General features: G+C 34.3%; 22 protein-coding genes. 13 read left to right on the forward strand and 9 right to left on the reverse strand.

Features of this window, described 5'->3' with window-relative positions:
* Window positions 1–70: 70 nt before the first annotated feature.
* The 5 genes from VFM92_RS11820 to VFM92_RS11840 all read right to left on the reverse strand — a co-directional run bounded on the left by VFM92_RS11820 (window position 71) and on the right by VFM92_RS11840 (window position 5,429).
* Window positions 71–1,486, reverse strand: a complete 1,416-nt coding sequence (locus tag VFM92_RS11820) for an MBL fold metallo-hydrolase (protein ID WP_325122433.1) — start codon at window positions 1,484–1,486, stop codon at window positions 71–73.
* 116 nt (window positions 1,487–1,602) lie between these two features.
* Entirely contained in the window at window positions 1,603–3,744 is a 2,142-nt protein-coding gene (locus tag VFM92_RS11825; RefSeq protein WP_325122434.1) for a cation:proton antiporter, read from the reverse strand.
* 246 nt (window positions 3,745–3,990) lie between these two features.
* A complete protein-coding gene (locus VFM92_RS11830) occupies window positions 3,991–4,632 on the reverse strand; it encodes a Crp/Fnr family transcriptional regulator (protein ID WP_325122435.1) in 642 nt (213 codons plus the stop codon).
* A gap of 8 nt (window positions 4,633–4,640) precedes the next feature.
* Window positions 4,641–5,114, reverse strand: coding sequence for an SRPBCC family protein (locus VFM92_RS11835; protein WP_325122436.1), 474 nt, complete (start codon window positions 5,112–5,114; stop codon window positions 4,641–4,643).
* A 3-nt stretch (window positions 5,115–5,117) separates the two neighbouring features.
* On the reverse strand, window positions 5,118–5,429 hold the full coding sequence (locus tag VFM92_RS11840) for a metalloregulator ArsR/SmtB family transcription factor (RefSeq protein WP_325122437.1): 312 nt from the start codon (window positions 5,427–5,429) through the stop codon (window positions 5,118–5,120).
* 71 nt (window positions 5,430–5,500) lie between these two features.
* Between VFM92_RS11840 and VFM92_RS11845 the strand changes: the two genes are divergently transcribed.
* The gene (locus VFM92_RS11845; protein WP_325122438.1) at window positions 5,501–7,726 is read left to right on the forward strand and encodes a heavy metal translocating P-type ATPase; all 2,226 of its coding nucleotides are present in this window, start codon (window positions 5,501–5,503) and stop codon (window positions 7,724–7,726) included.
* Between the two features lie 5 nt (window positions 7,727–7,731).
* Here the strand turns inward: VFM92_RS11845 and VFM92_RS11850 are convergent, their stop codons facing one another.
* Entirely contained in the window at window positions 7,732–7,956 is a 225-nt protein-coding gene (locus VFM92_RS11850; RefSeq protein ID WP_325122439.1) for a DUF2905 domain-containing protein, read from the reverse strand.
* Window positions 7,957–8,200: 244 nt separating this feature from the next.
* On the opposite strand from VFM92_RS11850, the gene VFM92_RS11855 reads away from it, so the two are divergent.
* Together VFM92_RS11855 and VFM92_RS11860 are read left to right on the forward strand one after the other, a co-directional pair.
* Entirely contained in the window at window positions 8,201–8,749 is a 549-nt protein-coding gene (locus tag VFM92_RS11855; protein WP_325122440.1) for a hypothetical protein, read from the forward strand.
* A gap of 449 nt (window positions 8,750–9,198) precedes the next feature.
* Entirely contained in the window at window positions 9,199–9,747 is a 549-nt protein-coding gene (locus VFM92_RS11860; RefSeq protein WP_325122441.1) for a hypothetical protein, read from the forward strand.
* Between the two features lie 63 nt (window positions 9,748–9,810).
* Here VFM92_RS11860 and VFM92_RS11865 read toward each other — a convergent pair whose 3' ends face one another.
* Window positions 9,811–10,551 carry an RNA methyltransferase gene (locus VFM92_RS11865; RefSeq protein ID WP_325122442.1) on the reverse strand — a complete coding sequence of 247 codons (741 nt, stop codon included), beginning with the start codon at window positions 10,549–10,551 and terminating at the stop codon, window positions 9,811–9,813.
* Between the two features lie 18 nt (window positions 10,552–10,569).
* On the opposite strand from VFM92_RS11865, the gene VFM92_RS11870 reads away from it, so the two are divergent.
* Window positions 10,570–12,996 carry a BamA/TamA family outer membrane protein gene (locus VFM92_RS11870; protein ID WP_325122443.1) on the forward strand — a complete coding sequence of 809 codons (2,427 nt, stop codon included), beginning with the start codon at window positions 10,570–10,572 and terminating at the stop codon, window positions 12,994–12,996.
* Here the strand turns inward: VFM92_RS11870 and VFM92_RS11875 are convergent.
* Both VFM92_RS11875 and VFM92_RS11880 read right to left on the reverse strand, forming a co-directional pair.
* Window positions 12,984–13,262, reverse strand: coding sequence for a hypothetical protein (locus VFM92_RS11875; protein WP_325122444.1), 279 nt, complete (start codon window positions 13,260–13,262; stop codon window positions 12,984–12,986). The two genes, VFM92_RS11870 and VFM92_RS11875, sit on opposite strands and share 13 nt — an antisense overlap.
* A gap of 72 nt (window positions 13,263–13,334) precedes the next feature.
* The gene (locus VFM92_RS11880) at window positions 13,335–13,817 is read right to left on the reverse strand and encodes a DUF4199 family protein (RefSeq protein ID WP_325122445.1); all 483 of its coding nucleotides are present in this window, start codon (window positions 13,815–13,817) and stop codon (window positions 13,335–13,337) included.
* A 314-nt stretch (window positions 13,818–14,131) separates the two neighbouring features.
* Here VFM92_RS11880 and cmk point away from each other — a divergent pair, with 314 nt between their 5' ends.
* From cmk to VFM92_RS11925, 9 genes are all read left to right on the forward strand, one after another.
* The gene (gene cmk / locus VFM92_RS11885; protein ID WP_325122446.1) at window positions 14,132–14,821 is read left to right on the forward strand and encodes a (d)CMP kinase; all 690 of its coding nucleotides are present in this window, start codon (window positions 14,132–14,134) and stop codon (window positions 14,819–14,821) included.
* Window positions 14,811–15,716 carry a 4-hydroxy-3-methylbut-2-enyl diphosphate reductase gene (locus tag VFM92_RS11890; protein ID WP_325122447.1) on the forward strand — a complete coding sequence of 302 codons (906 nt, stop codon included), beginning with the start codon at window positions 14,811–14,813 and terminating at the stop codon, window positions 15,714–15,716. Before cmk ends, VFM92_RS11890 begins: the two co-directional genes overlap by 11 nt.
* Window positions 15,717–15,836: 120 nt before the next feature.
* On the forward strand, window positions 15,837–17,201 hold the full coding sequence (locus VFM92_RS11895; protein WP_325122538.1) for a Na(+)-translocating NADH-quinone reductase subunit A: 1,365 nt from the start codon (window positions 15,837–15,839) through the stop codon (window positions 17,199–17,201).
* Window positions 17,202–17,255: 54 nt separating this feature from the next.
* The gene (locus VFM92_RS11900) at window positions 17,256–18,449 is read left to right on the forward strand and encodes an NADH:ubiquinone reductase (Na(+)-transporting) subunit B (RefSeq protein ID WP_325122448.1); all 1,194 of its coding nucleotides are present in this window, start codon (window positions 17,256–17,258) and stop codon (window positions 18,447–18,449) included.
* Complete coding sequence (nqrC, locus tag VFM92_RS11905) at window positions 18,436–19,182, forward strand: NADH:ubiquinone reductase (Na(+)-transporting) subunit C (RefSeq protein WP_325122449.1); 747 nt, start codon at window positions 18,436–18,438, stop codon at window positions 19,180–19,182. Before VFM92_RS11900 ends, nqrC begins: the two co-directional genes overlap by 14 nt.
* 18 nt (window positions 19,183–19,200) lie before the next feature.
* A complete protein-coding gene (locus VFM92_RS11910; RefSeq protein WP_325122450.1) occupies window positions 19,201–19,887 on the forward strand; it encodes an NADH:ubiquinone reductase (Na(+)-transporting) subunit D in 687 nt (228 codons plus the stop codon).
* A gap of 19 nt (window positions 19,888–19,906) precedes the next feature.
* Complete coding sequence (gene nqrE / locus VFM92_RS11915) at window positions 19,907–20,518, forward strand: NADH:ubiquinone reductase (Na(+)-transporting) subunit E (protein WP_325122451.1); 612 nt, start codon at window positions 19,907–19,909, stop codon at window positions 20,516–20,518.
* An 88-nt stretch (window positions 20,519–20,606) separates the two neighbouring features.
* Window positions 20,607–21,173, forward strand: a complete 567-nt coding sequence (locus VFM92_RS11920; protein ID WP_325122452.1) for a DUF502 domain-containing protein — start codon at window positions 20,607–20,609, stop codon at window positions 21,171–21,173.
* Between the two features lie 345 nt (window positions 21,174–21,518).
* Window positions 21,519–24,764: a UvrD-helicase domain-containing protein gene (locus tag VFM92_RS11925; RefSeq protein WP_325122453.1), complete on the forward strand. Its 3,246-nt coding sequence runs from the start codon at window positions 21,519–21,521 to the stop codon at window positions 24,762–24,764.
* The last annotated feature ends 87 nt before the right edge of the window (window positions 24,765–24,851 follow it).

The following is a 24,851-nucleotide window of genomic DNA, read 5'->3' on the forward strand; positions in this document are numbered from 1 at the left end:
AGTGAAAAAAAGAAGGCTATCTTATGATAAAGTAACCCTCTTTTTACTGTTAATGGTTTCAATTGTTAATTTACTTCAAATTAGAAGGACATGCATAATTAGTCGTAGGAATGTCAGTTTCTGCTATGGCTTTAAATCCACCTGCAACGTCCACTAATTTATGAACCCCTCTTGATTTCATGATTGATGCGGCAATTACAGAGCGATATCCTCCTGCACAATGTACATAATATTCCTGATTTTTATCCAGCTCGTCAAAATTATCATTAATATAGTCTAGCGGGAAGTTTTGAGCCTTTTCGATATGCTCTGATTGAAATTCAGTAGGTTTTCGAACATCTAAAACAGTGAGGTTGCCAGATTTTAATTCAGCAGCAAATTTGGTTGCTGGAATTGATTTTACACTATCCGTTTCTTTTCCTGCTGTTTTCCAGGCACTAATTCCACCTTTCAAATACCCTAATGTGTTGTCATATCCCACTCTTGATAATCGGGTGACGATTTCTTCTTCTCGACCTTCTTCAGCAATAAATACAATCGGTTGTTGTAAGTCAGGAATTAAAGCACCCACCCAAGGGGCGAAACTTCCATCAATCCCAATAAAGATTGAATTTGGAATATGCTCTTTAACAAATTGTGTTTGATGACGCGTATCCAATACTAGCGCCCCCTCATGATTGGCCATGGATTCGAATGCTTCTACATCTAAGCCTACGTTACCTTTCTTTAATATTTGGTCTAAACCTGATGTTTCACCAGATTTATTCAAAGCAACGTTTTGAGCGAAATACTGAGGTGGAGGCAATAATCCATCTGTAACTTCTGCAATGAATTCGGCTTTGGTCATATCCGCTCGAAGCGCATAATTGTTTTTCTTCTGGTTGCCTAGAAGGTCGGAGGTTTCTTTGCTCATATTTTTACCACAAGCAGAGCCAGCACCATGAGCTGGGTAAACCACTACATCATCAGGCAAAGTCATGATTTTATTTCGTAAGCTGTCGAAAAGCATTCCAGCTAAATCTTCTTGTGTAATCTTTCCAGCTTTTTGGGCTAAATCCGGCCTTCCAACATCTCCAATGAACAATGTATCACCACTGAAAATAGCTTTTTCTTTTCCTTTTTTATCGATCAATAAGAAAGTCGAACTCTCTAAAGTATGACCAGGTGTATGCAAAACTTTGATTTTAATTTCTCCTATTTCAAATAGTTCACCGTCCTTGGCTTCATGCATATTGAAATCTGTTTTAGCACCCGGACCAAAAACGATTGTAGCACCCGTTTTTTCGGCTAAGTCCACATGACCTGAAACAAAATCTGCATGAAAGTGAGTTTCAAAAATATATTTGATTTTCGCTCCATGCTTTTCTGCCTTTTCAATATAGGGTGCAGATTCCCTTAGAGGATCTACAATCGCAACCTCTCCATTGCTTTCAATATAATATGCACCTTGTGCTAAACACCCAGTATAAATTTGTTCTATGTTCATATCTCAAAATTAATTTCTTTTTAAACTTTACACAAGTATACGGCATTGCTTAATGCTAAATTGTAACATCGGTTACTTAGTGAATGAGACAGTAGGCACTGAATGTTTTAAGTTGATCATTTAAAAATTTTTGCAATTGTTTTTCCAATTTCGTCAAGTCTTTCAAGCGGCTCAATAAAAGTTGGGTTCTTTAAATCAATCTTTGAGGTATCCGTTATGCCTTCTTGCAATGGGTAAATTAAAATGTAACTAGTATCCTTGAAATATTTGTTCAAATAAGAAGGTATTTTTGCCATTTTGTTTTGGTAAGAGGGTTTGTCTTTTCTGCTTAAGATAATTATTAAATTATCATTCTTTTGAAAGTCTCTGGCAAGAATTAAAAAATCTTCCCAATCATTAAATTCTTCATATTCACATTCAATGGGATGTTGGGATTGAATTTTGTGTATAACTTTTAAGGTGCCTTCTGTTGCGTAGAATAAAAGTTTGGCGCCAGAGTTTCTAGCTATGTTCCAAACCTTTATAATCCAAAAAGGGAAACCAATTTCTTTTTCTGCATTTTGAGGTACAATGATGATATGCCTCTTTATGGTAGCAAAGGGTTGGGCTGGCTTGTAAATCAACGTTGTCGTGCTGCATTTAGTTAAAATCCCTTCAGTAAGATTCCCTAAAAAGGAGTCTGAAATACCTTTTTTAACGTGAAGTCCTAATATTAAATCTGTGATTTTATGTTCTTTGACAACACTGGTTATTCCATTAACGATATTTAGGTCATAGCGTAGTAAGCCTGTTATAGAGTTGTCAGTGGCTGATGCTGTAATTGCTGCTTTACTTAAAATTTTTTGGGCTCTTTTGTCAGCAGAACTTTCCTTGGAATTATTATCAACAATACTTAAAGCAAACAATCCTTTTTTATTTTTCTTCGATTTTATTGTTATTCCAAGATTAATTAATTCATCCGTGGTATCAATATTACTGATTGGTATCAATATTTTTTCATCAATCTCCTTTTGATCTTTAGATTCTTCTTCACTTTCAGCTAAAGCAATATTTTTAGCTCCTTTTTGTGCAACAAACGAAGCAATAGTGCAAGTGAATAAAATCATTAAGATCGTTCCGTTCAAAATACTCTCATTTAATAATCTGATTGGTTCACCCGAATCAGTTTGTCCAATAATTATATTATAACCTACTAAAACGGCTGCTAATGTTGCGGCAGCTTGAGCATTGCTCAATCCAAATATTAACCTTCTTTCGTCAACAGAAAACTTAAAGGTTTTTTGTGTGATCCATGCGGCTAAAAATTTTGCAGTGGTGGCTACAATTATCATAACAGCAGCGACTTTAATAGTTTCTAAATCTTTAAAAAATACTTGATAGTCGATTAGCATTCCAACCCCTATCAAAAAGAAAGGAATAAAAATTGCATTCCCAACAAATTCAATTCGGTTCATCAAAGGGGAAGTTTGTGGAATCAATCTGTTGAGTGCAAGTCCAGCCAAAAATGCTCCAATAATTGCTTCAATGCCTGCTAACTCTGCTAAAACAGCACCAAGAAAAACCATAACTAGAACAAAAATGTATTGGGATACATTGTCGTCAAACCGCTTGAAAAACCATCGACCGATAATGGGGAAAATTAACATTACAATTAGACCGAATATGAGAATTGAAATGGATAGTTTAAGCCAAAATTCTGTATTTACTTCTCCTGTGTTCATACCCACAATAACGGCAAGCACCAAAAGAGCTAAAGTATCTGTAATCATTGTTCCGCCTACAGTAATATTGACTGCTTTGTTTTTAGATACTCCCATTTTGCTGATTAATGGGTAGGCAATTAAAGTATGGGAGGCAAACATACTTGCAAGCAAAACAGAAGTTGGTAATGTAAATTCCAATACATAATATCCTGCTATTGTACCCAAAATCATTGGAATAATAAAAGTGAATAAGCCAAAGACTACACTTTTTTTACTGTTCTTTTTAAAGTCGGCCAAGTCAATTTCCAAACCGGCTAGGAACATAATGTAAAGAAGTCCTGCCGTGCCTGAAAGAATGATACTACTATCTCTTTGGATTAGGTTGATTCCATTTGGTCCGATAACTGCACCTGCTATAATCAATCCGAGGAGATGAGGAATTTTTATTTTATTTAGAATGATGGGAGCGAACAGAATGATTACCAATATTAATAGAAATTTCAATACTGGATTTGTCAATGGAAGGGTAGTTTCAAATATATTCAGTAATATCATTTAGATAGTTTTTTTTAAAAAAAAGGTATTTAGATTTTGAGACTTGTGCCAATATCAATTTTAAATCAACTTAAAAAATTAATACAACCCTATATTTCCTCATGAGTATTACAGTGGCAATGTTATTTTTTATCCTTTTGCCCAATAAATTTGGAAATCAGAAAGTAAAACCCCTTTGCTATTTGAGAGCAAAGCTTTTTATGTGTAAAATGATAATGTAAAAAATACTACCCGTATTGTCAGTTTCTAAAGAATCTCTATATAATTTCTCCTTTGCTCTATTTTTCCTTCTTTTTCTAATTTCTTTAAAAGTCTGGAGATGACCACTCGTGAGGTACTTAGTTCATTAGCAATTTCCTGATGCGTTTTTTTAATTTCATATGATCCACTAGAAACTTTCTTGTCGAGCAAATAATTATAAAGTCTTTCTTCAAGCTTCATAAACACCATGCTATCTATTGTATGCAATAATTCATCAAATCTCGTTTGGTAAGCATTAAAAACAAATCTTCTGAAACTGTGGTATTTAGTAATCCAACTGTCCAAATTAGAAACCGGCATCATCCATAGTTCAGAGTCCTCTTCTGCTACTACGTGAAAAGAACTTCTCCTTCCTTCCAAACAACATGTAACGGACATAGCACATGTTTCACCCCCTTCCAAATAATAGAGGAAAACTTCATTTCCATTGTCATCATTTCTCATTACCCTCAAAACTCCAGATATTACGAGAGGCATTTCTTGAGCGTGATCATCATGATGGATGACGGTTTGTCCGGCTTTTGATTTTTTCATTCTGCCGCTTTTGATGATTTCATCTTTCAACTCAGGTTCAAACGGAGATTTTTCTAGCACCTCTGTTACCTTATCGTTCATTATAAGGTTCATAATTTTATTTATTTAATAATTTCTTTCCATTTTTCAGATTCTGCAAACTCTTTAATAGTTTGATTTCTCTTTTTGAGTAATTCAGTCATATATTTTTTTAACAGCATTTTATCCACCAACCTTCCTATTATTCCAAAAGGAGATTCATAGTCAAAATAATCAGTCATTTCTGTCCTGTTTCCTGAAGCTATGAAATGATGTTCATGTTTAAATTTTGTAAAAGCACCACTAACCATTTCATCCGTAAAATAATTTGGGCGCTCAAACTCCGTAATTTCTGTTCTGAGTTTTTGGTAAAACCCAAAATGCTTAGCCCTCCAGGTAACACTTTCACCCATTTCAATCAAACCTTCTGTTCTTCCCGCAATTGCTTTTTCATTGGTATGCTGGGTAGAAATTTTATGTAAATCAATACTTCTTGAAAGGTCGAAAACAATGTTTCTCTCTGCTTGTATGGTAGTTGAAAGTTTAATTTGAGGCATCTCTTATTTTGTATCACAACAATTTTCTAAACAATTCAATAAATGCTCAATTTCTTTTTTAGCAGAAGAGTAGTAAATCTTTCGACCTGCTCTCCGCGAACTCAAAATCCCAGTTTCTTTTAAGGCTGACAAATGATGGGATAGTAAAGACTGTTCACAGTTTTTCAAATTTTCACAAATTTCATTTACTGTCAGTTCTCCGTTAATAATTAGTAGCTGCACAATCCGTAATCTGTTTTGATTGGCAACTGCTTTCAAAACTTTTGCCATGGCAGCTAATTTTTTATCGGACTTTTGAACTTCCATCACTTTCATATCGTAATATATGAAAAAATGTTTATATATTAATTTGTAGATTTTAATAATTCCTTAAGGGAATAGAACTTATGTCTGATAAAGTTGAATCTGGTATCGTCAAAAAAACATTTCCTATAACTGGTATGAGCTGTGCAGCTTGTGCCAGCAGTGTAGGCGCTACCTTGAAAAGCACTAAGGGTGTTCAAGATGCTGATGTGAATTTTGCCACTCATACTGCCTGGGCAACTTTTAATCCTGATGAAGTTTCCCTCGAGGATTTAAAAATGGCTTTGCAGGGCGTTGGTTACGATGCCATTATTGAAGAAGAAAATGTAGCTGAAAAGCAAGAAGAGGCTCAGATGGCTCAGTTCTTAAAGATTAGAAAAAGCTTAATTGGCTCAGCTATTCTTTCCATTCCCGTCTTTATCATCGGTATGTTTTTTATGGATTGGGAAGTTGGCCACTACATATCACTTCCCTTATCGGCTATAGTTCTATTCTATTTTGGAGGGCATTTTTTCACGGGTGCCTGGAAACAAGCTAATAACGGTAAAGCCAATATGGATACTCTGGTGGCTTTAAGTACTGGAATTGCTTTTTTATTGAGCGTTTTCAATACTTTCTATCCGGAATTTTGGCTGCAAAGAGGTTTGGAAGCTCATGTATATTACGAAGCAGCGGTGGTTATCATCACCTTCATTTCTTTGGGGAAATACCTGGAAGAAAAAGCTAAAACCAATACTTCCTCTGCCTTAAAAAAATTGATAGGCTTGCAACCGAAAACTCTAATCGTTTTAGTAAACGGAAAAGAAGAGGAAATTCCTATCAACGCGGTTAAAGAAGGATTTGAAATTTTGGTTAAACCAGGAGATAAAATCCCGGTAGATGGTCTGGTAGTTAGCGGTGATTCATATGTAAACGAAAGCATGATAACCGGTGAACCTGTGCCCGTTCAAAAAATTGAAGGAACAAAAGTATTTGCAGGCACCATCAATCAAAAAGGAAGTTTTTCTTTCAAAGCAGAAAAGGTAGGTGGAGACACCTTATTGGCATCTATAATCGAAAGAGTAAAAGAAGCACAAGGAAGTAAAGCACCTGTTCAAAAACTGGTCGATAAAATTGCCGGAATATTTGTGCCTGTCGTTATCGGAATTGCCATTTTGACTTTCATTTTATGGCAAATTTTTGGTGACGATAATGCATTGACACAAGGCATGCTATCGGCCATAACTGTTTTGGTTATTGCCTGTCCATGTGCTTTAGGTTTAGCGACTCCAACCGCCATTATGGTGGGTGTAGGAAAAGGAGCAGAAAACAATATGCTGATTCGTGATGCAGAAAGTCTGGAAAAAGCCTATCAGGCAGATACCATTATCTTAGATAAAACGGGAACCATTACCGAGGGACAGCCATCTGTGGTGAATCAACACTGGCTTTTAGAAGATGATAAGCTGAAATCAATTCTTTGTGAAATAGAAGCCAAAAGTGAGCATCCTTTAGCCGATGCTGTTTTAAATAAATTTAAATCTGATAATTTATCAGATGTGCAAATTGATTCCTTTGAAAGCATTACGGGCAGGGGAGTAAAAGCTAAATCGGAAGAGCTTAATTATTTTGTAGGAAATATCGCTTTAATTAGAGCGCAAAGAATAGTAGTTGAAGCTGAGATGTTGAAAGTTGCAGATGAGTGGGAAACTGATGGACAAACGGTGATTTATTTTGCTGATGAACATCATATTCTGGCTATTTTAGGTATAGCAGACAAAATTAAAGAATTTGCAGAAATCAGTATTCTACAATTGCAAGATAGAGGAATGGAAGTTTATATGCTGACAGGAGATGCTGAAAAAACGGCTATGGCGGTAGCAAATGCTGTCGGAATAAAGCATGTGAAAGCTAACTTAATGCCTGCTGATAAATCCAATTTTGTAAAAGAATTGCAAGCCAAAGGAAAAGTCGTGGCGATGGTGGGAGATGGAATAAACGATTCCGAGGCATTGGCTCAGGCCGATGTTAGTATTGCCATGGGCAAAGGTTCTGATATTGCGATTGATGTCGCAAAAATGACTTTAATAGGTTCTGATTTGCAGAATTTGCCTAAAGCCTTTCACTTATCCCAGTTAACGATTAGAGGGATAAAACAAAACCTGTTCTGGGCATTTATTTACAATATTATCGGAATTCCATTAGCCGCTGGATTGCTTTATCCTTTCACAGGATTTTTACTTAACCCTATGATAGCTGGAGCCGCAATGGCCTTTAGCTCAGTTTCGGTTGTGTTGAATAGCTTGAGACTGAAAAGCATGAAATTGTAAGTTTTTCAAAAGATATTTCTAAATAAGCGAATCAGTAGCGAAACAATTAAGCTAGCCAGCAGCATAGTGGTAAATGGAAAATAGAATCTAAAATTATCTCTTTCAATTCTGAAGTTGCCTGGTAAATTGCCTATCCACTGCAATTTGTCATGAAAAAAATAAATAATGATGCCTGCCAACAGCACAAAGACACCAATGATGATTAAACATTTACCTAATGAGTTGTTCATCTTCTGCAAAATAAAATTTTAATAGGCTTTTTTTAATTAGAACGAGTTTATGAGCGTAGGTTTAAAGTAATTTGGTTTCATTTAACATTGTTTAGCTAATATTAGAATAAATTTATCTAATCAATACCTGACAAATAACTGTCAAATTCCCTTCTTTATCGAAAAAATTGGATAAATGAATTATTAGAATGAATTTTTCTAATAATTACACTTATATTTGGATAAATATTTAAAATGAAGAAAGATGAAAAATATTAAAAAATTATTAGTTTACCCATTGGCATTTGTATTGTTTTTTGGTTTAACGGCAAATGAATGCCTTGATGCGGTGGAGAATATCGCAGTTGATGTGCCAACAGAATTTGAGGAAACCTTTACTATTCAAGTTCCTGAAGCGGGCGTTTATACTTATCCTCATGAGATTGATTTAAATTCTCCAGAGGTTCAAGAATATAGAGATAGATTAGAATCATTTGAAGTTTCAGCAATTAGTTTTGAAGTAACGGATAATATCGCAACGGGAAGTAGTTTGTCTAAAGATACAAAGATGGTATTTTCGCAGGCAAGAACACTACCTTTCCCAGGAACAATTGAACTAAAAGAGAAGTTAGAAAGTTTAACCTTAAATGGACTAGAGGTACTCAAAGAGTATTTGGAAGATACTGTAGTAAAGCCTGCAGATGCATCAAATGGAATGATTAACTTGGAACTTGTTGGTGAGGCGGTTGATGGACCAATCGATATAACAGTTACTATGACTATTAATGGAACCTTAAAGGCTTCAGCAAACTAATTAGCTATAAAATTATTGTTTAAAACCTGTTTTCAAGCTGAGAGCAGGTTTTTTTATGCCTACTTATTTCTAAAAACATTATCACAAATAATTGCTGTAGCCACTGCGGCATTTATTTTAGCACTTAAGTCCCCCGTTTGAGTGTTTTCACCCAAATTTTAGCGCTGAAACCCCCTTGAAGTATCATGAAAACTTGAGGTGAAAACACGTTCAACGGGAGGAGTTGTAATAATTTCGGTTTTTAAGCGGTCTTAAATGGTTTAGCGCTTTCTATTTAATTAAATACTAATATCAACAGATGGAGTGTTCATTCTAGCTATGTGCAACTAAGCAACAATCAACTGTCTAGTCCCTCAGTTCATCGAAAAAATTGTATAAATATTCGATTTGAAAGAAATATTTTAATATTTATGTCTATTTTTGAATTATCATATTTAAAGAAGGAGATTATGAACACATTTAAAAATTTATTGATTTATTCAGCGTCAATTGCCGCGTTGTTTAGTTTAACTGCAATTTCTTGCGAAGATTTATCAGAAGAAATTACTGTTGATGTCCCAACTGATTTATCGAAAACTTTTCGAGTATCAAGTACAGAAACTGGTGCTTTTGTAATTGTAGAACAAGTTGATGTAGCATCTGATGAGATTAAGGAAAGACGTGAGCAGATGAAGGATTTCACGGTTGATTCTTTTGATTTTTCAGTGGTTGATAATTTAGCAGAAGGTAGTGCTATTCCTACTGATTTACAGCTTCAATTTGATGCTGGTGAGACCAGAGTGTCAACTGGAGCTGGGGTTCTTAGTGGTTCAACATTTGAAGAACAATTAAATTCTCTTGACCCAGAGTATGTTACCCAATTGAAACAAGTAGTTGAGATATATGTACTTGATGATGGTTCTTTATTGAATATCACTCTTAGAGGAGATGCAGGTGCTCCAATAGATTATACAATTACTTTTACTATGAAAGCCACTATTGAAGCTAGCGCTCAATAAAAATTTATAAAAATAATCTGAACCTGTTTGCCTCCAGCAAGCAGGTTTTTTTGTGTCTAAAAATTAACAATTTCTAAAAACATTATCACAAATAATAGCCGTAGCCATTGCAGCATTCAAGGATTCTGCATGGCCAATTTTAGGGATTGTTACACTTTCGGTGATCAATGAAATAAGCTCCTGATGAATCCCGTGCGATTCATTTCCAATCACTAAAAGTCCAGTATCTTCAAAATTAACTTGGTGCACATTTTTTCCCTCCAGCAAAGCACCGTAAATTTTTCGGTGTTTGTTTTTGGATAAGAATTCTTTCAAATCTCTTCGATATAAATGAGTCCTGAAAATAGAACCCATCGAGGCACTGATTACTTTTGGGTTATAAAATTCCGCTGTGGTTTCAGAGCAAATAATATTTTGGATACCGTACCAGTCAGCTAATCGAATGATGGTACCTAAGTTTCCTGGGTCACGAATATCGTCTAAAACCAAATCAAAACCTTTAGCTTTGTATTCAGTAACTTCCATTTCATGAACCACAGCAAGCGCTTCAGTATTGGTCTGAAAAGAACCTAAAGTGCTTAATTCTTTTTCTTTTACAATAATTGGCTCAACTGCCAGGGTGAAATTTTCTTTTTTTACCTTACTTAAAAATGCTTCGCTTACAATTAAAGTCTCGATTTTATAGGGAGAATTTAATAATTCAAGGGTATTTTTGGCTCCTTCAACTATAAATAGTCCTTCTTTTTGACGGAATTTCTTTAATTGGAGAGATTTGATGAACTTTGTATTATTCTTAGTAAGCATTATTCGATAGCACTGAAATTGGTTGTAAAATTAATAAAATCTTTTTTACTGGTCAGCATCATCTTTTTCACTTCTTGTGTGGGCACAAGTTATTTGAAAAATGATGAAAAGCTGTTATACAAACAGAAAATTAAAGGTAATGAAAATATCTCTGCTGATAGATTAGAATCGCTTTACACTCAAAAAGCTAATAGAAGAATTTTACTGCTCCCCATTTCGCCATATGTAGCATTTTATGAAATTGGTCAAAATTATTACGATAAAGACGAGATTGAACAAAAAAGAGAAAGAGTTCTTGAAGAATATAATCAACGAATAGAAAATGCCAGAAAGGCCGATAAGTTTGGTAAAGCAACTCGTTTAGAGCGAAAACTCAATAAAAAAACAGAGAAACTCACCACCAAATTAGAAGATGGTAATTTATTGATGAGATGGGGAGAGCCACTGGCTATTTATGATTCGGCTTCCACTCAGAAAACCAAAAATCAAATTAAGCTTTTCTTGGAGTCAAAAGGTTTTTTTGATGCAAAAGTAGCAACCAACATAAACTTCAAGGGCAGAAAGGATCGAAGAGTTGTAGTCAATTATGAAATTGAGGAAGGAAAAGCCTACATAATTGATAGTGTTTTTTATGATTCAGGAAATGATAAAGTAATATCGAGTGTTTTAATTGGTGCCAGGAGAAGAAGTTTGATTAAAGCTGGTGATAAATACGACCAAAGTAAACTGACTGAAGAAAGGGAACGGATTGAAAGAATAATGAAGAATAGCGGCTATTACGCTTTTTCTAGGCAATTTGTAGAATTCAATGTTTACAGAAATCCAGATACAACTGCAATTGCAATAGAAATCTTAATTAATAAACCCTTAGACGCTGAAAAGCATAAAAGGTATAAGTTAGATAAGGTGAATTTCACCACTGATGTCAATACCCAATTAAGTGGTACAAATCGATTAACTGAGCAATACAACGCCATTAATTATTCTTATTATAATTATTCTTACAAAAAGAAAATTCTGGATCAAAGAGTCTTTTTACGGCCAGGTGAATTTTACAGTCTGGAAAAAACACTGGATACGCAGCGACAGTTAGCTAATTTGGATATGTTCCGCTTTGTAAATATAAAGTACGATACTGCTGGAGGTAATTTTGTGGCCAATATATTTACAAGTCCGCTAGAGAAATATCAGCTAAGCAACGAAGTGGGCGTAAATGTTAATGTAGCTTTTGGTTTACCTGGCCCTTTTTATAATGTATCATTAAAAAATAGAAATCCATTTGGTGGCGTGGAAATCATGGAACTATCTGGTCGATTTGGATTTGAGGGGGTGGCTAATTTAGCAGATCAAACGGACGTTACCACAGCCACTGAGGCGCGAGCAAATTTATCGTTTACTTTTCCACACTTTTTATTTCCTTTTGGAATTCAACTGAAATCTAAATTTGCATTATTAAACCCTAAAACTAAAACAGGTTTAGGGTTCAATTATACCGATCGTCCTGAATATGAAAGGAGTAATTTAAATGGTTCTTTTGGGTACTCATGGCAGAATAAAAAAAGATGGATGTTCGATTTGACAGTTGCTGATGTCAACTTTATTGATTCTGAATTACAAAAAGAATTTAGGGATGCATTGGAGGAGCGGACCAGATTTGGAAATCAGTTGAGAAGATCATTCCAGCCTTCATTTGTTTCCAGTAGCTCAATTAATATTTCTAAAAATTTTAATAATTATGGACAAGCCAAAAGTCAGGCTAGTTACATTAAATTCTTTGTTGAAACAGGTGGGACGCTGTTAAATATCAAAGGCATTCGTGAAAATATTAATGAAGATTCCTTATCCTATTTTCAATTTTTGAAAGCCTCAATTGATTATAGAACTTATATTCCTTACGGTAAAGAAAGTACATTTGCTTACAGATTTCATGTAGGAGTTGCAAAACCTTATGGTGATATTTCTCAAGATATTTTGCCCTATGAAAAATATTATTTTGCAGGAGGAAGTAATAGCATAAGAGCCTGGGCACCAAGAAGATTGGGTCCTGGTAGTTATGTTAATACAGATGAAGAAGGAAATTTCACCTATAATCTTGAACAACCCGGTGAAATTATCTTTGAAACTAGTGTAGAAGTTAGAAGAAACCTGATTAACTTTTTAGATGGAGCGCTTTTTATTGATGCAGGAAACGTTTGGTATTTTTCAGAAAATCAGAATCCGGGAAGCAATTTTGAGCTTGATAAATTTTATAAACAGATAGCAATTGGTACGGGATTCGGCCTCCGAATTGATTTTTCGTTCCTTATTCTTCGCTTTGATTTCGCTTTTAAAGTATATGATCCTGCGAGATCACCAGGAGAACGCTGGACTATCAATGAATGGAATTTAGGAACTCGCCAAAATTATGGGCCAGCATTAAATATTGGTATTGGCTATCCATTCTGATTTTTCTTTTTTCGAAAAATATTTTTAATGTCTTCGAAAGATTCTTCAAAGCTATTAGCGATATCTTTGAATACCTCTTTATTATCACTTGTAAAGTCATTAAAATCCTTTTCAAGAGATTCTTTGTTGCGTTTTAGTTCCTGTAGCCTTTCTTTTAATTCTAGCTTTTCGGAAATATCGCTTCTACTGATTTCAGAAAACAAATCATCAATTTTTTTTCCTGCTTTACTAAAAAATTCTTCAGCCTTTCCTCTTTTTTGCTCCATATATAAAAAATAATGAGTTAGTTCAAAGTTAACAATTTCAAATTATAAATACATTTTACTAAATGTTATCTTTTACTTACTATCTTGATTATGTCTTTGCTCTTTCAAAAACTTTTCAGGAGTTCTTTTCTTATACCATTGCATGAATCCAAAGCTAAGGAAAAAACCAGAGCCAGCACCTTCCATGACGATGATAAAAGAAATTAAAAAGGCATTAAGGTAATTACCAAATGGTTCTACATTTTTTATTTCTTCCAAAAATGCAGGATTAGATAAAAGAAAAATAAATATAAAAATAGCAAATGCCAAGGATGAGCTTACTGCCGTAAACATTCCCGTACCTATTCCCTTGAAATAGTCAAAGTCTTTATTTTTCTTTTTGATAGATTTTATGGAATAGAACACGCCCGCGCCCATGATGATGATATTTAAGGCGCGAAGTTCCAAATTATGATCTAATCCTGCTGCTTGCATTATGAGAAAGTAAGCAACTAATCCTACAAAAACTAGTAGTCCTCCTATAAGTCCGTTATATTCAATTGAATCTTTCTTCATCGCTTTTTATGATTGTTTATTTAGTTAACACGACCAAATGCAATTTGTTGTTACTAATTGAGAATCAATCCATTTTGAATTATGATTGAGTGTAATTCAGTATTTCAACAAATTATCCGTGAAAATCTTTACGTATCCTTTATATTTGCATTCAAAGAAAAGGAGCAAGTCAGTTATGTTAAAGAAAGCACTGAAAATAAATATAATATTCTTAATTATTATTGGATTCTTAATGTCAGCCTGCGTAAATAATGGCGGTAGAAAATCAATGCCAAAAAGAAAGCCATTACCTTGTCCTGTAAAAGATTGCTAGCATGAGAAAAATAGTTATTGCCATAGATGGATATTCTGCTTGTGGAAAAAGCAGTACTGCAAAAGAAGTCGCAAGCCAGCTTGGCTATAGTTATATTGACTCCGGTGCTATGTATCGTGCAGTTACCTTATATTTTCATCAAAATTATGTGACGTTAGATAATCCCAAGGAAATTAACAAAGCGATAGATAATATGACTATTTCCTTCATTTTTAATGAAAGAAAAGTGGCAAGCGAAACTTATTTGAATGGATTGAATGTTGAAGAGGAGATCCGTAAAATGTATATTTCAAATCAAGTGAGCCAAGTAAGCGCTATACCTGAAGTGCGAAAAAACATGGTAAGTCAGCAGCGAAAATTAGGAAAGAAAAAAGGTGTGGTAATGGATGGCAGAGACATTGGCTCCAATGTTTTTCCAGATGCGGAACTGAAAGTATTTATGAGAGCTAACTTACAAGTAAGAGCAGAAAGAAGGCAGGCAGAATTATTGGAAAAAGGACAGCTCGTTCCTATACCTGAAATAGAAGAAAACTTATTATCGCGGGACAAAATGGATTCGGAAAGAAAAGAAAATCCGTTAGTAATTCCGAAAGATGCGTATATATTAGATACCAGCGAGTTAACGTTGCCTGAGCAGGTAGATTATGTACTTCAGCTGGCAACCGAAAAAATGATTAAACATGATGTCTAAACTTAATGTAACTATAGACCAAGATTCTGGATATTGTTTTGGCGTAGAATATGCCATTAGAATGGCAGAAGATGCAATGGAAGATGCTGGACAATTGTATTGTTTGGGAGACATTGTCCACAACGACATGGAGGTTAAAAGACTTTTTGATAAAGGGTTAAGAGTTATTAATTATGATGATTTAAAAAATCTTCGTGACTGCAAGGTGCTCATAAGAGCTCATGGCGAACCTCCAGAGACCTACAGAATTGCAATGCAAAATAATATCGAATTGATTGATGCAAGTTGCCCTGTAGTTTTAAAGTTGCAAAACAGAGTGAAAAATGCTCATGATAAAATGTGCACTGACAAAGGACAAATAGTGATTTATGGTAAAAAAGGTCATGCGGAAGTAACGGGGCTCGATGGTCAAACAAATGGAAGCGCCATCATTGTTATGGATGAATCTGATCTAGACAAAATTGATTTCACAAGACCAGTAACTTTATTTAGTCAAACCACAAAAAGTACTACTGGCTTCTATGCTATCAAAGAAAAAATTGAAAATAAAATAAAAGAAGCGAAGGCAAGCAATGATAACCTCAATGCTAATGATAGTATTTGCAGACAGGTATCAAATAGAGAGCCTAAGTTAAAAATCTTTTCAAATCAGCATGATGTAGTGTTATTTGTGAGTGGAAAGAAAAGTTCTAATGGAAAAGCACTTTATCAGGTATGTAAATCACAAAATCCAAATAGCTACTTTGTAGAAAATGAAGAGGAATTAGAAATGAGTTGGTTTGAAGGAAAAGAAACAGTAGGCATTTGTGGGGCAACATCCACTCCAATGTGGTTAATGGAGAAGATTAAAAATTTTGTAGAAAATACAGAACAGGAAAGCCTATTGAGTTGTTAACACCAAAGTTCAATTTCAATTTAGAGAAGTATTGTTTTATTATATTAAAAGATTTTTTTTAGCGAAATAATTCTTAATTTTGCCTCAATTTCAAATAAGGGTTCATTGTTAACAAAAGACATGTCTCATACCATTAAACTAAAAAAAGGTTTTGATATTAACTTAGCAGGAAAAGCTGAGCTAAAAATATCAAATGCACCTAGTCCAGAAACATTCGCAATAAAACCAACTGATTTCCCGGCAATTACTAGGCCTAAGTTATTAGTAGAAGAGGGCGATACTGTAAAAGCAGGAACACCGCTCATCTACGATAAAATGTCGCCGGATGTATACTATTGCTCTCCTGTAAGCGGAGAAGTGGCCGAGATCAAAAGAGGTGATAAACGAAAATTATTAGAATTAAGAATTTTAGCGGATAAGGAAGTTTCATTCGAAGATTTCGGTAAACTTTCTAAATCGGATATCAAGTCATTAGAAGCTGGAAAAGCTAAAGAAACAATGATGAAAAGTGGTGTTTGGCCAAATATCATCCAAAGACCATACGGTATTGTTGCCAATCCAGAAGATTCACCAAAAGCCATTTTTATTTCTGCTTTTGACACACATCCTTTGGCTCCTGATTATAATTTCATCTATAAAGAAGAAGGAGAAGCTTTTGCAGCAGGTTTAGAAATATTGAAAAAATTAACAGAAGGAAAAGTACATGTCAATATTTCTGATGATAAAGAAATGTTAAAGATGTTTAGCCAGGCTGAAGGTGTTCAAATCAACAAATTTTCAGGTAAGCATCCATCAGGAAATGTAGGAGTACAAATTCACCATATTGATCCTATTAACAAAGGAGATATCGCTTGGACTGTTAAACCTTATGGAGTTATCCAAATTGGAAAGCTTTTCTTAACAGGAAAATATGATGCTTCCAAGAAAGTAGCATTAACTGGTTCTGAAGTTAAAGAACCACAGTATTACCAGACTTACGTGGGTGCTTCCATTAAAAACATCATTAAGGATAATATTTCTGGGGATCATGTAAGATATATTTCAGGAAATCCTTTAACTGGGGAACGAATAGAAGCTGATGGTTATTTAGGATATTACGATGAGCAAATTACGGTAGTTCCTGAAGGAGATTTTGAAGAATTGCTTGGTTGGATTAAACCGACTACCTCAAAATTGAGTTTCCATAGAGCTTTTGGTTTACTGTCTTTCCTTAATAAGGACAAGGAATATGTGTTAAATACCAATACAAATGGTGAAGAAAGAGCTTTTGTGATGACTGGAGAGTTTGAGAAAGTTCTTCCAATGGACATTTTGCCTAACTTTTTATTCAAAGCCATTATGGCAGAGGATTATGACGAAATGGAAGCGTTAGGCATTTTCGAATTAATAGAAGAAGATGTTGCTTTGTGTGAATTTATTGATGCATCTAAGCATGAGCTTCAGGGCATCTTACGAAAAGGCATTAATTTAATGATAAATGGATAAACGGTGATTAATCCTTCGGGATTAATATCTATTAATATAATCATACTATAATATATGAATCCAATACAAAAATTCTTCGATAAAGTTGAGCCTCTTTTTGAGAAAGGGGGGAAATACGAGAAGTACCACACATTGTACGAAGGTCACCGAACTATACTTTTCAGACCAAAGTTAGTTACTGGTAAAAAAGGAGCACAAATTAAGGATGCTAATGATTTAAAGAGAACCATGATTACGGTGGTAATCGCTATGATTCCTTGTTTATTGTTTGGAATTTGGAACATCGGACACCTGCATTACTTAGCAATTGGTGAAACAGCAACTTTTATTCAAAAAATTGGTATAGGGGCTATTCAGGCAATTCCTATCGTTATTGTTTCTTATGCGGTCGGGTTAGGTACTGAGTTTACAATCTGTGTGATTCGTAATCACCCAATCAATGAAGGCTACTTGGTAACGGGGATGTTGATTGCATTGATTATGCCGCCAAATATTCCATTATGGCAAGTTGCTTTGGCAACGGTTTTTGCTGTAATAATTGCAAAAGAGGTTTTTGGTGGAACTGGGATGAACGTATTAAACGTGGCATTAACTGCCAGAGCATTTTTATATTTTGCTTATCCTACTGATATTTCAGGAGAAGTATGGACTTATCTAGGTAATGCAACTCCAGTAGATGGATATTCTGGTGCTACAGCTTTAGCGGTTGCTTATGATACTGCATTAAATGGAACAGGAAGCGTTTTGAGTTCATTCTCTAATTATTGGGCTGAAGGTATGTATACATTCAAAAACATGTTTTTAGGTGCTATACCTGGTTCTATAGGCGAAACTTCAACTTTAATGATTCTTTTAGGAGCTGCAATCCTAATCATAACAGGAGTTGGAAGTTGGAAAATTATTTTTAGTGTTTTTGCAGGAGCTTGGTTGATGGGATTAGGATTTAATGCTATAGGAGTAAATGCTTTTATGGAAATGCCTGCTCATTATCATTTAGTGATTGGTGGATTAGCGTTTGGCGCGGTGTTTATGGCAACGGATCCAGTATCTGCTGCACATACCGAAACAGGTAAATGGATTTATGGACTTTTAATTGGTGTATTAACAGTAATCATAAGAGTTGTAAACCCAGCTTATCCAGAAGGAATCATGCTAGCCATTCTTTTAATGAATGTGTTTGCTCCACTAATCGATCATTATGTTGTTGAATCAAATAAAAATAGGAGGTTAAAACGTGCGACAGTCTAATTATTATGTAATACTATTTTCCGTTATACTCACAGTAGTATTGGGCGGATTATTGGCAGCGACATCTGAAGGCTTAGGGCCTATCCAAAAGAAATCTGTAGAATTAGATACTAAAAAACAGATATTGGGAGCAGTCATTGAAGTAACACCTGAAATGGATGTACTAGAAACTTACGAAAAAGCTATAAAATCAGAGGTTGTTGATTATAATGGAAATATTGTAACAGAAAATGAAAAGGGTGAAAAAATTATTGCGGAAGATGTAAATGTGGAGAAACAATTTGATAAAGCCCCTGAAGAACGACTTTATCCTGTTTTTAAATTTTTTGGTAAAGATGGAGGAGATGAAGTTGTTTCTTACATTCTCCCTGTTTATGGAAATGGTTTATGGGATAATATCTGGGGATATATTGCATTAGACACAGAAGGTGAAACCATAAAGGGAGCTGTTTTTGCTCATGCTGGTGAAACACCGGGATTGGGTGCAAGAATAACAGAAGAAGAAGTACAAGCTAGATTTGAAGGTAAAGAACTTTACAACGACCAAGGGGAATTAGTGTCAGTTAAAATGCTTAAAGGTGAAAATAATCCTGAAAGTAAACTGGATGAACATCATGTGGACGGAATGTCTGGAGCTACAATCACAGGTAATGGTCTTAATGCGATGTTGGAAAACTATTTTAAGTATTACCAATCTTATTTTAACAAAAAAGGTACTACTGCCACTTTATAATTTAAAGAATTTAAAGATATGAGTACAGAAACTGTAGATAAACCGATAAAAAAAGAATCGGAGCCTCTTTTATCAAAAAGAAGAAAGAGTATAGTGACCGATCCATTGAGTGATGACAATCCAATTACCATTCAGGTATTGGGAATTTGTTCTGCTCTTGCCGTAACTACTCAGATGAAACCAACTATGGTAATGTCTATTGCCGTAATTTTCGTTGTTGTGTTTTCCAATCTCTCAATATCATTGATGAGGAAATTAATACCAGGTCGTGTTCGAATAATTGTACAATTAGCAGTTATTGCCACACTTGTAACTTTAGTAAGTGAAGTGCTCAAAGCTTTTGCTTATGATATGTATAAAGAACTAAGCGTTTTTGTAGGTTTGATTATTACGAACTGTATCGTGATGGGTAGACTAGAGGCTTATGCCATGGGAAATAAGATATACGATTCTGTTTTAGACGGACTAGGAAACGGTTTGGGTTATGCATGGATAATTTTGGCAGTAGCTTTTTTTAGAGAGCTATTAGGTTCAGGTTCAATATTTGGATATGAAGTTTTTGAAGCTATTGGTTTCTCTGCTGATGGCTGGGTTGGTATGGATTACCAAGCTAACGGTATTATGGTAACTCCAGTGGGTGCCTTTTTTATTCTTGGTTTAATAATATGGGTTCAACGAACCAAAACAGGTTACATTGAAAATTAATCGCTAAAATATATATAATATGGATTTAGTTAATTTAGGAATAAAAGCAATTTTTATTGAGAACATGGTTTTCGCCTATTTTTTGGGTATGTGTTCATTTTTGGCGGTTTCTAAAAAAGTGAGTACTGCTTTCGGTTTAGGATTAGCAGTAGTTTTCGTTTTGACTATCACTGTACCAACTAACTGGTTATTAGGTGAATTTATATTGAAAGAGGGTGCTCTTTCATGGTTAAGCAAAGACTTAGCTACTGTCGATTTAAGTTTTTTAAGCTTTATCATGTATATAGCTGTTATTGCTTCGATGGTGCAATTAGTAGAAATGGTTATTGAAAAAACTTCACCAGCTTTGTATGGCTCTTTGGGTATTTTTCTTCCATTAATCGCGGTGAACTGCGCTATCTTAGGTTCTTCTTTATTTATGGACCAAAGAGATTATAATTTAGCAGAATCTGCTGTTTATGGATTTTCCTCAGGAATTGGATGGTTCTTAGCAATTATTGCCCTAGCAGCTATTCGCGAAAGATTAAAATATTCAAATGTCCCTGATGGATTGAAAGGACTAGGTATTACAATGCTCATTACTGGTTTAATGGGGATTGCATTTATGTCTTTCATGGGTATTTCTATTTAAAATAAGACAGACAAGATATTTTAAAGCCTTGATGGACTGCATCAAGGCTTTTTTCGTTAGAAAATTATTAACATTTTTAAATTAGAACATGCGACAAAAAATATTCACTAAAATTGCAAGTTATTTTTTCAGGGGCTTGTTATTTGTAGCTCCTATTGCTTTTACGCTTTTAGTAATTCAAGCTGTTTTTAATTGGGTTGATGGATTACTTCCTGTAGATATTCCAGGTCTTGGAATTTTAATTTTGGTCTCAGCAATTATTGGTGTGGGCTATTTAGGTAGTACTTATTTCATGAGGCCCTTTTTTGAATTATTTGAACAAATCATAACAAAGATACCGCTATTAAGCTTGATTTATAATTCCATCAAAGATTTGGTTGGAGCTTTTGTGGGTGACAAAAAGAAATTTAATGAGCCCGTAATGGTACAATTTGATGAAGCTGGTAAAATATTTAAGCCAGGTTTTATAACTCGAAGTGACTTAGCCAAAGTAAATATGGCAGGCTTTTGTTCTGTATATATGCCTCATTCTTATAACTTCTCAGGTAATATCATGGTAGTAAGAAATGAATTGGTTCACATATGGGATGTGAATAGTACTGATGCTATGAAGTTTATTGTTTCTGGAGGAGTGAGTGGTATAGAAGAAATGTAATAAATAAGAAGTATTTGGACATTATGAAAGTCCTAAATATCAATTAGTATAAATAAATGTATGTAAAATATAATTAAGCTAAGTATTTATCTATAATTAATGTATTTTTGTTTCTTTCTTCCATGTATGTTATTATATTTATGAAGTTGATTTTTAACACAGAAAAGAAAGTTTATTTTGGAAATTAAAGTGAAGTCTAATTCATTTAGAAATACAAAGTCGGTTGGAGATGTAGTTTCTGCGGTTATTATTTGTATTGAATGTATACTTGCTTCCTCTGTAATTTTAGTGAATATATTAAACTGAGTCCTTTTAATTTACTGTAACTTCTGTTAATTTTCCTTCATGCATAAGGGAAATCTATTCACAGTTTATAAATCATCTGCCGGTAGCGGTAAAACATTCACCCTCACAAGAGAATATTTAAAATTAGCATTTCAACATCCCGATCATTTCAAGAAAATATTAGCAGTTACTTTTACCAATAAAGCAACTCAAGAAATGAAGGAACGGATTATTCACAATCTTTTTGATTTCTCCAGAAATACTCCTTCTCATATGGGCGATCAACTGAAAACCATCCTTGGAATTTCGGATTCTCAGCTGCAAACTCAATCACAACAGTTATTAATTTCAATTCTTCATAATTATAGTCGTTTCTCAGTTCAAACCATCGACCGTTTTTTCCAAAATGTAATGCGTTCTTTTGCTAGGGAATTAAGTCTTCAAGGGGATGGTGAGCTACTCTTAAATACAAATGAAGTTAGGCAGGCAGCGTTAGATTTACTTATGGAGGATATCAGTGAACCAAAGCATACAGCCTTAAAAAATTGGGTGATAGATTTTTCCATCAGTAAGTTGGAAGATAAAGGCAAATGGGATGTCAGAAAGGATATTCTTTCCTTCACGGAAGAATTGATGAAGGATGATTTTAAGGTTATCGAAAATGCCTTAAACAAAGAAATAAATGATTATGAAAAGCTTAAAATATTTAAGGATAAGCTTAATGAAATCATTGTAAAATTTGACAATACGTTGAATGGAATTAGTAAGCAGGCCTTTCAATTAATGGAAAATAAGGGGCTGTCGGTTGAAGATTTTAGTTACGGCAAATCTGGAGCTATTAATTTCTTTAATAAAATTAGTGCTAGAGATAAGGTTTATGATTTATCTGAGTTGGTAAAAGGAAGAACAAAAACTGCAATTGAAACCAATGGTGAATCTTTGGCTACTAAATCCTCAAAAAAGAAAGAACTAATTGCTCAAGTAGCACAGGAAGGCTTAATGTCTTTTTATCAGGAGGCTATCGATTATATACAAAAAAATCTACCCGAATATCGCTCGGCTGAGAATATTCTTAAAAATATTTACCTGATTGGAATAACCCAGCATTTTAATCAAAGAATGCAGGAATATAAACAGGAAGAAGGAATTCAATTTCTTTCGGACACTACTCAGTTTCTAAACCAAATAATTGGGACAGACCCTGCTGAAAGCCCTTTTGTTTATGAAAAGATGGGCAGTTTTTATGACCATTTTCTAATCGATGAATTTCAAGATACATCTACATTACAATGGCAAAACTTCAAACCATTGGTTGAAAACTCTTTAGCAGAAGGAAACGAAAATTTGGTAGTAGGAGATGTGAAACAATCCATTTACCGTTGGCGTGGAGGCGATTGGCGATTGCTCCTGAAAGGTCTAAAGAATGATATTTCCCCTGCTTTTTATCAAGAGGATGCTTTAAGTCATAATTTCCGTAGCAAGCCCAATGTAATTGAATTCAATAATACTTTATTTACTGCTTTGCCTACAATTATTAAAGCCAATGCAGTCAATAAAGATAAAAATAATTTTACTCAGGATGTTGAGTATCTTTTGCAGGACTTGCCCGATGCTTATAATGAGGTAGTTCAGCAAAAGAAAAAGGAATATCCGTACAATGGATTTGTTGAGCTACAATTTTTTAAGGAGGACGAAACAGATGATGGTGAAAAAATTAGCTGGAAAGAAAAGGCTTTGGAAAAGTTTATTCAAGATTTGGAGCGATTGCAAGATGCTAAAATTCAGCTAAAGGATGTGGGGATTTTGGTAAGAAGAAAAGCGGAGGGAATAGAAATTCAAGATTTTATAGAGCGGTATAAAATTGATCATCCACAGAAAGCCAAAGACTATCAATACAACGTCATTTCTGATGAAACACTTTTACTTTCAAGTGCTCATATTGTAAATTTCTTATTAAACTGCTTTCAATATTTATATACGGAGGACAAAATTGCGCTGGCGCAAATTAAATTCTACTATCAGAAAATCATCAGTCAGGATACTTCACTGATTCACGAAATTGTTAAGGTGAATGGTAATGATGATTTTTTACCCGAGGATTTTTTAACTACTCAAAAAGAATTGATGAGTTTGAGTTTACTGGAGATGAGTGAAAAACTCATTCAAATTTTCAAACTCAAAGAAATAAAGCAAGAGAAAGCTTATTTGTCAGCCTTTCAGGATGTACTGTTAGACTTTGGAAATAAAGGGGGTATCCCTGATTTTATGGAATGGTGGGAGCAAAACAGTTATTCTTATGCCATTAAATTACAATCCAGTGAGAATTCCGCAAGATTGATGACGATTCATAAATCAAAAGGATTGGAGTTTAAAATATGTATGATTCCTCTTATGGAATGGACTTTAAGTCCCAATGCTTTAATGGCTCCCACGCTTTGGGTGAATACGGATGGAACGCAATTTTCAGAAATACCATACTTACCGGTAAAGCAAAATGCATCCTTGAAAGATTCTGTTTTTGCTCATGCCTATTGGGAAGAGGAGGTGAGAAGTTATTTGGATAATCTCAATTTACTGTATGTTGCCATGACCCGAGCAGGAGATGCACTTTTGGTCAATACTAATGCTAAAAGTGATGCAAGATATATTTCTAATTTTCTCTTAGAGTTTGCAGAAAAGCAGGATAACTGGAATGAAGATGAATTGAAATTAACGATTGGAGAGGAATCTGATTTTGCATTAATGGCAAAAGATAAAGAGGAAAAAACAGAAACATTTTCCACTGCTTCAGTAAATTTGACCTATTATGAAAGCCATAACTGGCAGGATAAACTACAAATCAAACATTCCCAAACTTTGAAATTGGATGATTCTGGATTATCTAAAACAGATTTGGGAATTTACGTACATGATATTTTTTCTAAATTAAATGACTTGGCTGAACTTCCTGCATTGCTTGAAAGAGTAAAAGCTGAAAAGATGCTCAATAGGGAGGATTACGATTCTATTCAGAAATTAGTGAAGGATAATTTACATCTTGAGAGTGAATTACTTCCTTGGTTTGAAACAGATTGGCAAGTGAAAACGGAAGTTCCAGTTTTATTGACCGATGGATCATTGATAAGATTAGATAGAGTTCTAATTAGAGATAATGAAGCACAAATTTTAGATTTCAAAACAGGTAAAAAATCTGATCAGGATAAAAAACAGCTCAACTTTTATCGAAATACTTTAAAGAAAATGGGCTACGAAAAAGTCACGGCCCATATTGCCTATTTAAATCCTTTGGAGATAGAGGAGGTTTAGTTTTTTTATTTTAAAGCTTAGTGCTTTGATTTTATAGTTTCTGTTAAACAAGATTGACCGAAGGCGTTTATAGACGCTTAAAATGTC

The organism is Marivirga sp. (assembly GCF_035704835.1).
GTDB lineage: Bacteria > Bacteroidota > Bacteroidia > Cytophagales > Cyclobacteriaceae > Marivirga.